The organism is Streptomyces sp. NBC_01276 (assembly GCF_041435355.1).
In the GTDB taxonomy this organism is placed as follows: Bacteria; Actinomycetota; Actinomycetes; order Streptomycetales; family Streptomycetaceae; genus Streptomyces.
Genome location: NZ_CP108442.1, coordinates 7105845 through 7121255, shown reverse-complemented (window position 1 = coordinate 7121255; position 15411 = coordinate 7105845). Strand labels below are relative to the sequence as shown.

Below are 15411 nucleotides of genomic sequence, written 5' to 3'. Positions count from 1 at the left end.
GTAGGCCGCCCGGTCAGTGCCCCAGCACCGCCATCGCGGCGTTGTGTCCGGGGACGCCGCTGACGCCGCCGCCGCGCACCGCGCCCGCGCCGCACAGCAGGACGCCCCGGTGCGCGGTGGCCACGCCCCAGCGCCCGGCGGCGTCCGTGTCCGTGTCCGCGTCCGCGTCCGCGTAGGGCCAGGACAGGTCCCGGTGGAAGATGTGCCCGCCGGGCAGGCGCAGTTCGCGCTCCAGGTCCAGCGGGGTCTTGGCCTCGATGCAGGGCCGGTCGTCGGCGTCGAAGGCCAGGCAGTCGGTGAGCGGCTCGGCCAGGTGGGCGTCCAGCTGGGCCAGCGTGGCCGTCAGGAGCACCTCGCGGGCCTGCTGGTTGTCGTGCCCGAACAGCCGCGCCGGGGTGTGCAGCCCGAAGAGGGTGAGCGTATGGCAGCCCCGCTCCGCGAGCTCCGGCCCGAGGATCGAGGGGTCGGTCAGCGAGTGGCAGTAGATCTCCGAGGGCGGTACGGACGGCAGTTCCCCGGCGGCGGCCTCCGTGTGGGCGCGGCGCAGCTGCTCGTACCCCTCGGCGATGTGGAAGGTGCCGCCGAAGGCCTCGCGGGGGTCCACGGAGGCGTCGCGCAGCCGGGGCAGCCGGCTCAGCAGCATGTTGACCTTGAACTGGGCCCCTTCCGGGGCCGGGGCGGCCGGGTCCGGTTCCTCCCCGAGGAGTTCGGCCAGCGCCCGGGGCGAGGCGTTGACCAGGACGTGCCGTCCGACGACGGTGCCCTCCCCCACCGCCGTACGGAAGGTCACCTCGGCGGGCGCGGTCCCGTCGGTGTGGATCCGCAGCGCCTCGTGCCCGGTGACGATCTCGGCGCCGGCCGCCCGTGCGGCGTCGGCGAGCGCGTCGGTGAGGGCGCCCATGCCGCCGACCGGGACGTCCCATTCGCCGGTTCCGCCGCCGATGACGTGGTAGAGGAAGCAGCGGTTCTGGACGAGCGTGGGATCGTGGGCGTCGGCGAACGTGCCGATCAGCGCGTCGGTGAGGGCCACCCCGCGCACGAGGTCGTCGGCGAAGCGCTCCTCCAGGGCCACGCCGATGGGCTCTTCGAACAGGGTCCGCCAGGCCGTGGCGTCGCCGATCCGGTCCCGCAGCGCCGACCGGGTGGGCAGCGGTTCGGTCAGGGTGGGGAAGACCTTCCCGGCGACCTCGGCCGTCATGGCGTAGAAGGCGCGCCAGTTGTCGTACTCCCGCTCCGAGCCGGTGAGGCGGGCGAAGGACTCCCGGGTCCGGTCCTCGCCGCCGCCGACGAGGAGTCCGCCGGGGGCGCCGCCGCGGACGTGGGGGGTGTACGAGGACACCGTGCGCCGGCGGACCCGGAAGCGCAGGCCCAGATCGCGGACGATCTTCGCGGGGAGCAGGGAGACGAGGTAGGAGTAGCGCGAGAGGCGGGCGTCGACCCCGGCGAAGGGCCGGGTGGAGACGGCGGCCCCGCCGGTGTGCCCCAGCCGTTCCAGGACCAGCACCGAGCGGCCCGCGCGGGCCAGGTAGGCGGCGGCGACCAGGCCGTTGTGGCCCCCGCCCACGATCACCGCGTCGTACACCTCGTGCGCGAATCCCCGGGAGACCCTCGTGGCTGTCATGGCTCTTGGTAGCACACCTGGCCGAGCCGCTCCAGACAGTGTGCCTCGTCGGCGTGGGCCAGGGCGGTGTCGGGGTGCTCGTCGCCCAGGGACCGCTCGCGGATGCCGGACAGGTCCCGGTAGATGGGCAGGGCCTCGTCCCAGCGGCCCAGGCGGCCCAGCCCCACCGCGAGTTCGCGCCGGCTGACCAGGGTGTCCTGGTGTTCGGCGCCCAGGGCCTTGGCGCGGGCGGCGCCGACCGCGCGGGCCTCGGCCACGGCCTCCTCCCAGCGGTCCAGCCGACCGAGGTTGACGCCGAGGACGTGGCGGGCGCGCAGGGTCTCCGGGTCGGAGGCGCCGTAGGCCCGGGTGCGGTCGCGGACCAGGGAGCGGAACAGGTCGAGGGCCTCGGCGGCGCGGCCGGTGCGGCCGAGCGCGATGCCGGTCTCGTAGCGGGCGGCGAGGGAGTCGGGGTGGTCCCGGCCGAGTACGCGCTCCCGTACGGCGGCGACGTGGCGGAAGCCGGTCAGCGCCTCGCCCCAGCGGCCCAGCCGGCCGAGGGAGTAGGCGGCCTCGTAGCGGGTCCGCAGGGTGTCCGGGTGCTCGGCGCCCAGGACGGCGGCCCGGTCGGCGGCCACCTCGGCCGCGGCGCCGTGGGCTTCGGCGTGCCGGCCCAGGGCGCTCAGGGCGCAGGCCAGGCTGTGGCGGCAGCGCAGGGTGTCGGGGTGGCGCGGGCCCGCGGTGCGGACGAGGGCGGCGAGCACCGCGCGGTAGGTCTCGTACGCCTCGCCGTGCCGGCCGAGCCGCCCCAGCTCGTACGCCTCCTCCTGGCGCGCCGCGAGGGTGTCGGCGTGGTCCGGGCCCAGGAGCTTCGCCCGCCCCTGGGCGACGGCCGCGTAGACGGAGAGGGCCTCCTCGGGGCGGCCGGCGCGGCTGAGGACGAACGCGCGGGTGTGCCCGGCGTCGAGCGCGTCGGGGCGGTCCGGACCGGGTGCGGCGGGCGTGGCTTCGAGCCCGCGGACGGGGGTGAGGCGCGGGTCCTCGGCGGGCGCGGGCCGCAGGATCCGCTGCTCCCCCGAGGCCGCGACCGGGCCCGTACCGGCGCCCGGGGCGGAGCCCGTGGCGGATGCCGCGGGGCGGGCGGCGGTCCAGGAGCCGGTGAGCACGGCCCACTCCCCGGACGCGGGCCGGGCGTCGATGCCGGCCTTGCGTCCGGCGGTCATCCCCGCGGCCCACGTGGGCAGCGGCGGGTGCGCGACGGTCGGCCCGGCGGCGCCGGAGCGGCCCTCGACGAGGCGCCGGTGCAGGTGGCGGGCGTCGCCGGGGCGGTCCTCGGGACGCTTGGCCAGGAGTTCCAGGACGAGCTGCTCGAAGTGGGCGGGCAGCTCGGGGCGGTGGTCGCGCAGCGGTACCGGGACGTTGTCGCGGTGGCCGACGAGCACGGACCAGGAGTCGCCGAGGTCGAAGGGCGGGGCTCCGGTGGCGATCTCGTAGAGGACGCAGCCGAGGGAGTAGAGGTCGCTGAGGTGGTCGACCTCGCCGCCCGCGATCTGCTCCGGCGACATGTAGTGGGGGGTGCCCATGGCCATGCCGCCGCCGGTGAGCTTGGCGGTGAAGCCGATGTCGTGGGCCAGGCGCGCGATGCCGAAGTCACAGATCTTCACCGTGCCGTCGGTCAGCCGCATGATGTTCGCGGGCTTGAGGTCGCGGTGGACGACGCCCTGGTCGTGGGTGTAGCCGAGGGCGGCGGCCATCTGCTCGGCGATGTCGAGAACCACGTCGACGGGGAGCGGGCGCGCCTCGTTGTCCTCCATCAGCTGGCTGAGGTTGCGGCCTTCGAGCAGCTCCATGACGAGGTAGAGGGGACCGCCCGCCGCGCTGTCGTCGCCGAAGTCGTGGACGACGGTGACGCCCCGGTGCTGGAGCGAGGCCGCGACCCGGGCCTCGCGGCGGAAGCGCTCGCGCAGGACCTGGGTGAAGTGGGCGTCCTGTTCGGGCCCGATGGGCTTGAGGCACTTCACCGCGACCTGACGGCCGAGCGATTCGTCGCGGGCGCGCCACACCTCGCCCATGCCGCCGCGCCCGATCAGATCGAGTGACCGGTACCGGCCCTGGATCAGTCTGGACTCCGCCATGTCTTAAAGCCGCCCCCGTCGTCGTGCCGCGCCCTCCTCGGCCGGTCCAGTATGGCCGCTGGTATACGCAGTGTGTACGCGGAGGGGCGGCTCCCGGGGCCCAGCCGGCGCATCGCTTTCAAGATGTGACCTGGAGGCAGCCGCCAGCGTAGACCTGCGGGAATGCTGCGCAACACGCGACCCGTGAGGCGCAGGCGCCGGGTGACGTCGCGCGGGGGCGGAGCGGTGCGCCCGTAGAGCCGGTGCGCCCAGTCGGGGAGGGTCCCGTAGGCGATTCCGGCGATCGGTCTCCACAGCAGGTTTCGGCCAGGGACGAGGAGGGGGTGGACGGGCGGGGCGCGCAGGAAGTCGTCGACGGCGCGGGCGTCGGCCCCGGCCGCGAGGCGGGGGCGGACCTCCTCGAAGTACGCGGCGAGCGCGGCGGTGTCGGCGGGCACGTCGGCCGGGTCGAGGCCGACGAGGCGGGCGTTCACCCGGTTCTCGTCCACGTAGCGGTCGGCCTGGTCGGGGGTGAGGGGGACGCCGGAGCGGAGCAGGACGTGCAGGAAGCTGTCGATCTGCGCGCAGTGCACCCACAGCAGCAGTTCGGGGTCGTCGACGCGGAAGCGCTCCCCGGTGTCCGGGTCGGTGGCGGACAGCCGGCCGTGGAGCGCCCGGACCCGGGCTCCGGCCCGCTCGGCGTTCTCGGTGGTGCCGTAGGTGAGGGTGCCGACGAAGTCGGCGGTGCGCAGCAGCCGGCCCCAGGCGTCCCGGTGGAAGGAGCTGTTCGCCATCACCGCGCGCACGGCGCGCGGGTGGAGGGCCTGGAGGTAGAGCGCGCGGACGCCGGCGATCCACATGACCGGGTCGCCGTGGCACTGCCAGGTGACGGACCCGGGCCCGTAGAGCCCCGGGTCCGCACCCCCGTACGGAGCTGCGTTCATGGCCCGCCTCCCGCCGGGGAGCCTACCCGGGCGGGGGCCGGCCCACCCGTGGGACGTGGTACCGGCGGATCCGCCGGGTGGCGGGGCCCTCCCCCGGTCGTCGCGGCCGCTCGGGGGGGGTCTCAGGCCCGCAGGGCGGCCATCCAGGACTCGACCTCGTCCGACCGGCGCGGCAGGGCCGCCGAGAGGTTCTCGTTGCCGTCCTCGGTGACGAGGATGTCGTCCTCGATCCGGATCCCGATGCCGCGGTACTCCTCGGGCACGGTCAGGTCGTCGGCCTGGAAGTACAGTCCGGGCTCGACGGTGAGCACGACGCCGGGTTCGAGGACGCCGTCGGCGTACGTCTCGGTGCGGGCGGCGGCGCAGTCGTGGACGTCGAGGCCGAGCATGTGGCCGGTGCCGTGCAGGGTCCAGCGGCGCTGCAGGCCCAGCTCCAGGACCTGCTCCAGGGTGCGTTCGCCGAGCAGGCCCCAGGCGAGGAGCCGTTCGGCGAGGACCCGCTGGGCGGCCTCGTGGAAGTCGCGGAAGCGGGCGCCGGGCCTGACGGCGGCGATCCCGGCCTGCTGGGCGTCGTGCACCGCGTCGTAGACCGTGCGCTGGAGCGGGGAGAAGGTGCCGCTGACGGGCAGGGTGCGGGTGACGTCGGCGGTGTAGAGGGAGTGGGTCTCCACGCCGGCGTCGAGCAGCAGCAGGTCGCCCGGGCGGACGTCGCCGTCGTTGCGGATCCAGTGGAGGGTGGTGGCGTGCGGGCCGGCGGCGGCGATGGTGCTGTAGCCGACGTCGTTGCCCTCGACGCGGGCGCGCAGGAAGAAGGTGCCCTCGACGTAGCGCTCCGAGGTGGCCCCGGCCTTGTCGAGGACCTTCACGACGTCCTCGAAGCCGCGCACGGTGGAGTCGACGGCCTTGCGGAGCTCGCCGATCTCGAACGCGTCCTTGACGCGGCGCATCTCGGAGAGGAAGACCCGCAACTCCTCGTCGGTCGCGGCCGTGACCTTGTCCCGCAGGGCCTTCTCGATGCCGGCGTCGTGGCCGCGCAGGACGCGGACCGGGCCGGTGGCCTCCGCGAGGGCGGCGGCCAGGTTCCGGACGTCCGCGCAGGGCAGGCCGAGGAGCCGCTCGTTCTCGGTCAGGCCGGCCCGCCGTCCGTCCCACAGCTCGCCGCATGCGGACAGCCAGAACTCCCCGTCCTCCCGGTCGGAGCGGGGCAGCAGGTACGCGGTGGACCGGTGGCCGCCGTCCTCCCCGGGCTCCAGGACCAGGACGGCGTCCTCGGTCTGGTCGCCGGTCAGGTACACGTAGTCCGAGCAGGCGCGGAAGGGGTGGTGCGTGTCGTTGGCGCGGACCAGCAGGTTGCCGGCGGGTATCACCAGGCGCTCGCCCGGGAAGCGGGCGGAGAGCGCCGCGCGCCGGCGGGCGGTGTGGGCGGCCTGCGGGAGGGGCTCGATGTCGTGGCGCTCGGTGTCGGCCCAGCCCTGCCGCATGTTCGCGGCCAGCTCCTCGCTCACCCCCCGCCGACGGCCGCGGCCCTCGCTCCGCTCCGCTTCCCCGGCCCGCGCGGCCTCCTCTGCCCCGGACGTCGGGTCCCCCTCACCGGACTGCCGGATTTCGGACGAACGCTCGGTCACAACCGCCTCCTGAATTCGATCCGTTCACCCTCAAAACCCACCGAACCCCTCCCTTGATCGCAAGGGGTCTCCGCCATCGTGGCACGAGCCCGGCCCGAGGGGCCGGGAGTGACATGGGGTCCGCGCGCTAGGGTTCGCACGTGAGTTTCTATGTCGTCGTGGGATTCGGGCCCGCCGGTGCGGCCACGGCCCGGCTGCTGGCCGGGCGGGGACACTCGGTACGGGTCGTCACCAGATCGGGCCGTGCTCCGGAACCCGGCATCGAGCACGTCGCGCTGGACGCGGCCGACGGCGTCCGGCTGACCGAGGCCGCCCGGGGCGCGGCCGCCGTCTTCGGATGCGCCGCACCTCCCTACCACCGTTGGGCGGGCGAATGGCCCGCGATGACCTCGTCCCTCTGCACGGCCGCCGAGGAGACCGGGGCCGTGCTGGTCATGCTCGGCAACCTCTACGGCTACGGTCCCGTGGACGGCCCCCTGACCGAGGAGCTGCCGCTCGCGGCGACCGGCCCCAAGGGGCGGGTGCGGGCCGCCGCCTGGGAGACGGCCCGGACCCTGCACGAGCAGGGCCGCCTGCAGGCCGTGGAGCTGCGGGCCTCGGACTTCTTCGGCCCCGGCGTGACCGACGGCGGGCACCTGGCCGGCCGGGTCGTACCGCAGGTGCTGCGCGGCAGGCCCGTCTCCGCCCTCGGCGACCCCGACGCCCCGCACAGCTGGACCTACCTCCCCGACGTGGCTGCCGCGCTGGTCGAGGCCGCGGACGAGGAACGCGCCTGGGGGCGGGCCTGGCACGTACCGACCGGGCCGGCGCTGTCCGTGCGGGAGATGGTCGGCCGGCTCGCCGACGAGTCGGGCACGGGGCCGGTCGCCGTACGCGGACTGCCGTCGGCCGTCCTGGGCGCACTGTCGCTCTTCTCCCCGCTGATGCGTGAACTCAAGGAGATCCGCTACCAGTTCGACCGTCCCTTCGTGGTCGACTCCGGCGCCTGGGAGGCGGCCTTCACGGTGCGGGCCACGCCCGTCGACGAGCAGGTCAAGACGACGGTCGAGTGGTGGCGCGAACGACTGTCCGCCACCGGGTGACACCCGTGTCGAAGAGGGACGGCGGCGCGGTGGGATCCCCGTCGGCGCGGCACGACGACGTCGCGGTCGTGGGCATGGCCTGCCGTTTCCCGGGGGCCCGGAACGTGAACGCGTACTGGCGTCTCCTGACCGCCCCGCGGCCCCAGTTCTCCGCCATCCCCGAGTCCCGGTGGCGCGCCTCCGCCTTCCTCAGCGAGAACTTCCGCGACCCGTCGACGACGTACACGGACACCATGGCGCTGCTGCCGGACGTGGGCCACTTCGACGCGGCGCACTACGGCATCCCGCCGCGGCGGGCCCGGTCGATGGACCCACAGCACCGGCTGCTGATCGACCTCGCCCGCGAGGCGATCCAGGACGCCGGATGGGAGACCGAGGGTTTCGACCGCGAGGAGACCTCGGTGATCACCTCGCTCACCGAGAGCGGCTACCGCGAGCTCAGCAGCCTGCAGATCCGGATGCGCCAGGTGGCCGGCGGCGAGTTCGGGGCCCGGCCGGCCGACCCCCGGTGGCTGGAAACGGTCCGGGGCGTCGACCACCTGCAGGGCACGTCGGTGGCCGGACTCCTGCTCAACATGGGTCCGAACACCATCAGTTCGGTCTTCGACCTGCACGGTGAGAGCTATGCGCTGGACTCGGCGTGCTCCGGTGGGCTGATGGCCGTGGCGAACGCCGTGTTCGCCCTGCGCGCGGGCCGCACCCGCATCGCGCTGGCGGGCGGCGCCCAGCTGATCCTCACCCCCGACCTGCTGGTGGGCCTGAGCCGGATCGGCGCCGTCTCGCGCAGCGGCAGGTGCCTGCCGTTCGGGGCGCGGGCCGACGGCTTCGTCCTGGGCGAGGGCGCCGGGGTCCTGGTGCTGCGGCCCCTGGCCGACGCGCTGGCCGCCGGCGACCGCGTCTACGCGGTGATCCGGGGGGTGGGCACGGCCAACGACGGGACCGTGCACGGCGGTATGCACCCCCAGGCGGCCGGTCAGCTCCGGGCCCTGCGCCGGGCCTACCGCGACGCGGACCTGGCCCCGGACTCGGTCGGGTACCTGGAGGCGCACGGTACCGGGACGACGGTCGGCGATCCGGTCGAGGTCGGTGTGCTGCGCGAGCTGCGCGGTGAGGACGCCGCGCCCGCCTTCCTCGGCGCGGTGAAGGCGGTGGTGGGCCACTCCCTGAACGCCGCCGGGATCGCGGGGCTCATCAAGACCGTCCTGGCCGTGCACCGGGGGCTGATACCGCCGCAGCCGGAGTTCGAACCGGCCGAGCCGGCGGCCCTCGCCGCCGCGCGGCTGGTCGTCCCGACGGAGGCGACGCCGTGGCCGCGGTCCCCGCGGCCGCGCCGGGCCGGGGTGAGCGCCTTCGGCTTCGGCGGCACCGGCGTCCACCTGGTGGTGGAGGAGTGCGCCGCCCCGGAGCCGGCCGTGCCCGCCCCGGACGGGGAGCCGCACCTCCTGGTGCTCAGCGCCCGTGACCGGGCGGGGCTGGCCCGTTACGCCCGCGACCTGGCGGACGTCCTCACCGAAGACCGGCTCCCGCCGGCCCGGGTCGCGGACACCCTGGCGCGCCGTACGCCCTTCGCGGAGCGTCTGGCGGTGGTGGCGCGGGACTCCGCCGAGGCCGCGGGCCGGCTGACCGCCGCCGCCGAGGCCATCGCGGCGGGCCGCACCGGGGAGCTCGGGCCGGGGCTGGCCGTCGGCGCGGTGGAGCCCGGCGCGCCCGAGACGTCCGCCGCCGCCCCGGGCGCGCCGGCGGACGGGGAACGCGCCCCCGCGCCGGCGGGCCCGGCCGTGCGTGCGGTGAGCGGCCCGGCGCCGCTTCCCGCGGCGGAGCGGACTCCTCCGTGCACGTTGCCGCCGAGTCCCCTGGCGCCCCGCCACCACTGGGTGGTGGACGCGTCGGCCCGCGAGACGGCGGAGCCCGCCGGCCACCCGGAGGAACCCCCGCGGGTGGTGGCGGCGGTCCCGCCCTCCGCCGGACGGGGCGCGCCCGCCTCGCCGGGAGGGTCCGCGCAGCCGGACGCGTCGGCCGGACCGGGCGGGGCCGCCGCGTCCGTCGTCCTCGAAGCGGTCTCACGGACCGGGGTCTTCCCGCTCTCCGACCTGGGCGCGCGGATGGTCCTGACGACCGATCTCGGCTTCGATTCCCTGATGCTCCAGGAGCTGGACGTCATCATCGCGCGGCACGCGCCGGGCTTCCCCAGCGAGGAGACCTTCAGGCCCGGCCTGACCATCGGGCGGCTGACCGAACTGGTCGCTCCCCACCTCACGCACGCGCCGGCCCCCGCCGCTCCCCCGCGGCCGCGGGAGCCGTGGGAGGCGCCGGAGCCGCAGGGGGACGAGTACGCCGCCACGGCGAGCGTCGACGGTTTCCCGGAGGTGCGGCAGTTCGAGGAACGCCTGGACGCGATCACCGCCGGCGGCGCGGACTTCCCGTACTTCCGGGTCCACCGGGGCACGATCCGCGACACGACCGTGATCGGTGACCGGGAGTACCTCTCCTTCGGCTCCTACAACTACCTGGGGCTCTCGGGCCATCCGGCGGTCACCGCCGCCGCCCACGAAGCGGTGGACCGCTACGGGACCTCGGTCTCGGCGAGCCGGGTGCTCTCCGGCGAACGGGAGCTGACCGTACGGCTGGAGCGGGCGCTCGCCGCCTTCCTCGGCGTCGACGACTGCCTGGCGCTGGTCAGCGGCCACGCCACCAACGTCACCGCGATCGGGCACGTCGTCGGCGCCGGGGACCTGGTGCTGCACGACGCCCTCGCCCACGACAGCATCCTGCAGGGCTGCGCGCTGTCCGGGGCGGCCCGGCGGCCCTTCGCCCACAACGACACGGACCAGCTGGCGCACATGCTGCGGGTCAACCGCTCGCGGTTCCGGCGGGTGCTGATCGCCGTCGAGGGCGCCTACAGCATGGACGGCGACCTGGTGGACCTGCCGGCCGTGATCGAACTGAAGAAACGATACGGCGCCCTGCTGATGGTCGACGAGGCCCACAGCATCGGCACCGTGGGCGAGCACGGCCGCGGTGTCGGCGAGTTCTTCGGCGTCGACCGGTCCGGAGTGGACCTGTGGATGGGCACCCTCTCCAAGGCCTTCGCCAGCTGCGGCGGTTACCTCGGCGGCTCGGCCCGGATGGTGCGCTGGCTGCGGCACACCCTGCCCGGCTTCGTCTACAGCGTCGGCCTGACCCCGGCCAACGCGGCCGCCGCGCTGGCCGCGAGCGAGCTGATCACCGCGGACCGGGTCCGTGCCCTGCGGCGCAACGCCGAGCTCTTCCTCTCGCTCGCCTCCTCGGCCGGCCTCGCGACGGGCTCCAGCGCCCACACCCCGATCGTGCCGTGCCTCCTCGGTGACTCGGCGAGGACCCTGCGCGTCGCCGACCGGCTGTACGAGCGCGGTGTCATCGCCGATCCGATCTTCCACCCCGCGGTGGAGGAGGGGCTCTCCCGGCTGCGGTTCTTCGTCACCTCCGATCACCGCGAAGGGGACATCCGCCGGGCCGTGTCGGTCCTGGCCCAGGAGGTGTCGGCGGCCGGGGGCTGACGTCCTCGGGTCACCCCGCGGCCCCCGCCCGGGGGCGTACTCCCACGGCCGGGGGCGGCCGCGCGAGTGCCGCCCACGGCACCATGCCCGCGGGGCGCCCTCCCGGCAGGGTTGCCCTTGTGATCGAAGTCAACGAACTCACCAAGCGCTACGGCGCCAAGACCGCCGTCGACCGGTTGTCCTTCACCGTCAGGCCGGGCCGCGTCACCGGATTCCTCGGCCCGAACGGAGCCGGCAAGACCACCACCCTGCGGATGGTCCTCGGCCTGGACCGGCCCACCGCCGGTTCCGCCACCGTCGCCGGCGTCCCCTTCGGCGACCACCCGCGCGGACTGCGGCACGCGGGCGCCCTCCTCGACGCGAACCAGGTGCACGGCGGACGCAGCGCCACCGCCCACCTGTCCGCGCTGGCCCGCAGCAACGGCATCCCGGCGCGCCGGGTGGACGAGGTGCTCCAGGAGGTCGGCCTGGCCGGAGCGGCGGGCCGCCGCATCGGCGGGTTCTCGCTCGGCATGAAGCAGCGCCTGGGGATCGCCACCGCCCTCCTCGGCGATCCCCCGGTGCTGATGTTCGACGAGCCCGTCAACGGCATGGACCCGGAGGGCGTGCTCTGGATGCGCGGCCTCTTCCGGCGGCTGGCGGCCGAGGGCCGTACGGTCTTCCTCTCCAGCCATCTGATGTCGGAGATGCAGAACACCGCCGACGATCTCGTCGTCATCGGCCGCGGGCGGCTCATCGCCGCCGAGTCGGCAGGGCAGTTCGCGGCCCGCAGCACCCGGTCCCGGACCGTCGTGGGCACGTCGCGGACCGCCGAACTGGCGGCGCTGCTGGCCGGCGCGGGCGCTTCGGTGGAGCCGGAGGGGCCGGCGGACACGGGCAGGCTCGTGGTGACCGGACTGGCGGCGGACCGGATCGGGGCGCTCGCCTTCGCTCACGGGATCGTGCTGGACCAACTCACCCCGCGTACGGCCTCCCTGGAGGAGGCCTTCATGGAACTGACCGCCGACAGCGTCGAGTACACGACAGGACGGACCCGATGACCCGAACCGCCTCCGCCCACGCGGCCTCCGCCTCCCCCGTCTCCTCCGTCTCCTCCATCGCCGAACCTCCCGCCCGCTTCCGTGACCTGCTCGTCGCCGAGTGGATCAAGATGCGGTCCCTGCGCTCCACTTGGTGGACGATCGCCCTCACCGCGCTGTTCGTCATCGGGTGCGCGACCGTCGCGGCGCTGGCGGACCACGACACCATCGCCGCCGCCGGCCCGGGTGCGCAGGAGTCCCGCGGGTTCCTGCCCTTCGACGCCTTCCCGCCCGGCGCCTACATGACGCTGATGCTCGTCGCCGGCAGCCTCGGAGCCGTCACGATCGTGAGCGAGTACGGCAGCGGGCTGATCCGTACCACCACCGTGGCCGTACCCGCCCGTCACTCGGTGGTCCTGGCCAAGGCCGTCGTCGTCGCGGCGGTGTGGACCGCCGTCGGGACGGCCGTCTCCCTGGGCGCCTTCCTGGTCTCCCAGGCCGTCCTCGACGGCCGGCACGCCGGGGTCTCCCTCACCCACCCCGGTGCGGCCCGGGCCATGGCGGCGTCCGCGCTGCTGGCTCCGGTCTGCGCCCTGGTCGGCCTGGGCCTCGGCGCGCTGATCAGGCACACCCCGGGCAGCCTGGTCGCCACGCTCTTCACCCTGGTGATGCTGCCGCCGCTGTTCAGTACCTCCAGGCAATGGTCCGCCGACGTCAACCACGTGATGGTGGCCTCCGCCTGGAAGCGCCTCGTCCAGAACTGGGGGGACCTTCCCGACCTCCACCACGTCCACGACGCCACCGTCTCCGGTTCCTGGGCCGTGTACGTGGTGTGGCCGCTGGTCGCGGTCGCCCTCGCGGTGGTCGTCGTACGCCGGCGCGACGTGTGAGCCGGACGCCGGGGACCTGACGGGCCGGGCGGGCCCCTCAGAACAGGGTGCGCTCGATGCGGCTGAGCGTGTCGTCGCCCTTCCCGGACGGTCCGCCCCCGGGGCCCGGGGGCGCGCCGGGTCCGTCCTCGGCACCGCCCATCCGCTGGGAGAGCAGGTAGGCGATGACCTCGGCCTCCTGTTCCTGCACGTCGTCGTAGGTGGCGCGCAGGAGCATGTCGCGGACGAGGTCGGGGTCGAGGTTGGGGAAGAGGAGGCGGGAGCTCGCCTCGTCCAGCCAGCCCGCCCCGCGGTGACAGCAGATGATGTGGCCCAGCTCGTGCAAGATGATGTGCTCCTGATGCGCGCTGGTGGTGTTGGCGTCGTAGAAGATCAGGTCCTCGTCCCGCGCGGCCACCCACATGCCGCACGGCTGCGAGGCGGGCATCTGCATCGGGATCAGGGTGATGGGGCGGTCGCGGATCTCTCCGATGTACCGGCAGAGTTCGGCGACGTCGGCCCCTTCCGGCAGGTTGAGTTCGGCGAGCCGCCGCGCTCCGTCCTTGCGGAGCTTCTTGAGCTGACTGCGGCGGCCGTGATCGGCCGAACGCCCCCTTCCGGGGACCCTCATTCCGGGTCTTCCGAGGGGTCGGTGACGGGCGGGAGGCCCTGGAGCTGCCGGTACTGGTCCATGATGGCCGTGATGGCCTGGAGGTTCTCCTTCTTCATCCCGGCCGCCCGCATGGCCACGGAGCGGACTCCGGCCTGGCGCAGCGCCTCGATGGCGGCGACCTCACTGAGGACGGACTCGGCGACCTCGTCGTCGAAGAAGTACGCGACGGAAACGCCGAAGAACCGGGCGAGGGCGGCCAGCAGGTCCGGCGAGGGATTGGAGCGCTTGCCGGTGCGCAGCTGCGACAGATAGACGCCACCGGCCTTGAGTTCGGGGTTGGCGCGCTTCAGTTCCTCCGCGACCTCGGCGTTGGTCCAGTGCTTGCCCTTGGGCCGGACCGTCTTGAAGAGGTTGTCCAGACGCACTGCCAGCTTGGGCCGGTCGTCGGTCTCCGACACGGCGATTCTCCCTTCCGTCACCTCCTCGACATTGCTCTCAGCTATCCGGCAGTTTCGCAGATTAGCCGTCAGTTGACAATCTGACCAGAGTCCGCCACCGTGGACCTCGCCGATAGCTGGCAGCTAACTTTGCTTACGGGGGTAGCCGAGTTGATGTGCTGGCGGCTGTCGGTCCGGGCAGGGCCGGCCCTCGGGGGATGGGGGTCGGCACCGAGCGGATCACACCCGCTCTGCCCGGAAGCAACACGGGGGAAACGGGGGAAACAAAGGGGGGGACCCACGGGGGAAAACGGGGGGAACCACGGGGAGGGTGAAAAAGGGAAAACCCGCCCGGCCTGACGGGGGACAGACCGGGCGGGAGCTCTCAACCCGCTTTGCCGAGTTTACGATAGACGGCTGCCACTTGGGTGAGCCAGGCGACCTCCGCCGAGAAGTTGTCCGTGTCCCGGTCGTCGAAGTCGCCCGCGTCCTTGTTGAGATCGGGGACGGTCCCGGCCCGCTTCGCGTGCAGGGCCTGCTTGATCTGCGCCGCCTCGGCGTGGGCCTGCCGGTACTCCTCGCTCGCCGCGGGATCCGCCGCCCCGACGGCGGGTGCGGTGCGGTCGATGTAGGGGCGCAGGTCCCGCCATCCGTCGCGTATCTCGATGACGCGCCGGTGCAGGCGGTAGTTGAGGTCCGAGACCGAGGCCGAGCCCGGCGGCTCCAGGACGATGTCCGGAGAGGACTCGTACAGGTCCCGCCAGAGCGGGTAGAGGGCCCGGTAGGAACGGTAACTGTGCGCCCACTCCAGCAGTTTGGCGGCCGACGCCTCCCAGGAGGAGAACGTCAGGCCGAGCGAGAGGGTGACGATCCCCGCGGCGCTGAAGACGTTCGACGCGAGCTGCCAGACGCCGATGTCGATCCCGGCCGCGGCGGTGAGGATGTTCACCGTCCGGCAGGTGCAGTAGAGGAAGAGGATCACCGCGGCCACGGACAGCATGCGCAGCGCCTGCCGCAGCGAGGCCTTGCCGGTCATCCGGGCGTAGGGGCCGCACTGGCGGAAGATGGTCACGCACGGAACCGCCTGGGAGACGATGAAGACCAGGAGGTAGACGAGGACCAGCGGTTGGCCGCTGCCGGAGTTGAAGTCCGTCGCCGGCCGCCCGGGTCCGTCGGCGATGAAGAAGAGGGCGATCAGGAGCACGCCGAGGGCGACGCCGGTGATCAGCCAGTAGCGGGCCTTGCGCGCGGCCTCCGCGGGGTCGGCCGCCCAGCGCAGCAGGATGATCTCGGCCGCGACGCAGAAGGCGACGGCCGATACGTGCATCACCAGGATGGCGAGGTTGCCGACGCCGAGGAAGCTGTCGCCGCTCATGGCGACGGCGCCCATGGTGAAGGTGAGGCACTGCAGCAGGAGGGTGACCACCAGGGTGCGGTAGGCGCTGTCCCGCCAGCTGCGGCGCACTTGGCAGAGCCGGTAGACGAGGGCGGCGTACGACGAGAGCGCCGCGATGACGAAGCAGAGGGTTCTTGTGGTGTTCACGGCCTGATTCCCCGCCGGTGCCGCGCGCA

11 protein-coding genes are annotated in these 15411 nt (G+C 74.1%); 4 read left to right on the top strand and 7 right to left on the bottom strand.

Annotation, left to right across the window (positions count from 1 at the left end; genetic code table 11):
• Positions 1 to 13: 13 nt before the first annotated feature.
• The 4 genes from OG295_RS32080 to OG295_RS32065 form a co-directional block, all read right to left on the bottom strand.
• Positions 14 to 1621 (bottom strand): phytoene desaturase family protein, encoded by a 1608-nt coding sequence (locus OG295_RS32080; protein ID WP_371680117.1) that lies wholly within the window; start codon positions 1619 to 1621, stop codon positions 14 to 16.
• Positions 1618 to 3735 carry a tetratricopeptide repeat protein gene (locus OG295_RS32075; protein ID WP_371680116.1) on the bottom strand — a complete coding sequence of 706 codons (2118 nt, stop codon included), beginning with the start codon at positions 3733 to 3735 and terminating at the stop codon, positions 1618 to 1620. The genes OG295_RS32080 and OG295_RS32075 overlap by 4 nt, the downstream gene beginning before the upstream one ends.
• Positions 3717 to 4658 carry an oxygenase MpaB family protein gene (locus OG295_RS32070; RefSeq protein ID WP_371680115.1) on the bottom strand — a complete coding sequence of 314 codons (942 nt, stop codon included), beginning with the start codon at positions 4656 to 4658 and terminating at the stop codon, positions 3717 to 3719. The genes OG295_RS32075 and OG295_RS32070 overlap by 19 nt, the downstream gene beginning before the upstream one ends.
• A 122-nt stretch (positions 4659 to 4780) precedes the next feature.
• A complete protein-coding gene (locus OG295_RS32065) occupies positions 4781 to 6262 on the bottom strand; it encodes an aminopeptidase P family protein (protein ID WP_371681371.1) in 1482 nt (493 codons plus the stop codon).
• Between the two features lie 161 nt (positions 6263 to 6423).
• Between OG295_RS32065 and OG295_RS32060 the strand changes: the two genes are divergently transcribed.
• From OG295_RS32060 to OG295_RS32045, 4 genes are all read left to right on the top strand, one after another.
• The gene (locus OG295_RS32060; RefSeq protein ID WP_371680113.1) at positions 6424 to 7365 is read left to right on the top strand and encodes an NAD-dependent epimerase/dehydratase family protein; all 942 of its coding nucleotides are present in this window, start codon (positions 6424 to 6426) and stop codon (positions 7363 to 7365) included.
• 74 nt (positions 7366 to 7439) lie between these two features.
• Complete coding sequence (locus OG295_RS32055) at positions 7440 to 10901, top strand: aminotransferase class I/II-fold pyridoxal phosphate-dependent enzyme (RefSeq protein ID WP_371681370.1); 3462 nt, start codon at positions 7440 to 7442, stop codon at positions 10899 to 10901.
• Between the two features lie 119 nt (positions 10902 to 11020).
• Positions 11021 to 11941 carry an ATP-binding cassette domain-containing protein gene (locus tag OG295_RS32050; protein ID WP_371680112.1) on the top strand — a complete coding sequence of 307 codons (921 nt, stop codon included), beginning with the start codon at positions 11021 to 11023 and terminating at the stop codon, positions 11939 to 11941.
• Positions 11938 to 12810 carry an ABC transporter permease gene (locus OG295_RS32045; protein ID WP_371680111.1) on the top strand — a complete coding sequence of 291 codons (873 nt, stop codon included), beginning with the start codon at positions 11938 to 11940 and terminating at the stop codon, positions 12808 to 12810. Before OG295_RS32050 ends, OG295_RS32045 begins: the two co-directional genes overlap by 4 nt.
• Before the next feature lie 37 nt (positions 12811 to 12847).
• On the opposite strand, the gene OG295_RS32040 is transcribed toward OG295_RS32045, so the two are convergent.
• The 3 genes from OG295_RS32040 to OG295_RS32030 form a co-directional block, all read right to left on the bottom strand.
• On the bottom strand, positions 12848 to 13420 hold the full coding sequence (locus OG295_RS32040) for a toxin (protein ID WP_371680110.1): 573 nt from the start codon (positions 13418 to 13420) through the stop codon (positions 12848 to 12850).
• Positions 13417 to 13860: a helix-turn-helix domain-containing protein gene (locus OG295_RS32035; RefSeq protein ID WP_266836919.1), complete on the bottom strand. Its 444-nt coding sequence runs from the start codon at positions 13858 to 13860 to the stop codon at positions 13417 to 13419. Before OG295_RS32035 ends, OG295_RS32040 begins: the two co-directional genes overlap by 4 nt.
• 364 nt (positions 13861 to 14224) lie before the next feature.
• Positions 14225 to 15382: an MAB_1171c family putative transporter gene (locus OG295_RS32030; protein ID WP_371680109.1), complete on the bottom strand. Its 1158-nt coding sequence runs from the start codon at positions 15380 to 15382 to the stop codon at positions 14225 to 14227.
• Positions 15383 to 15411 lie beyond the last annotated feature (29 nt).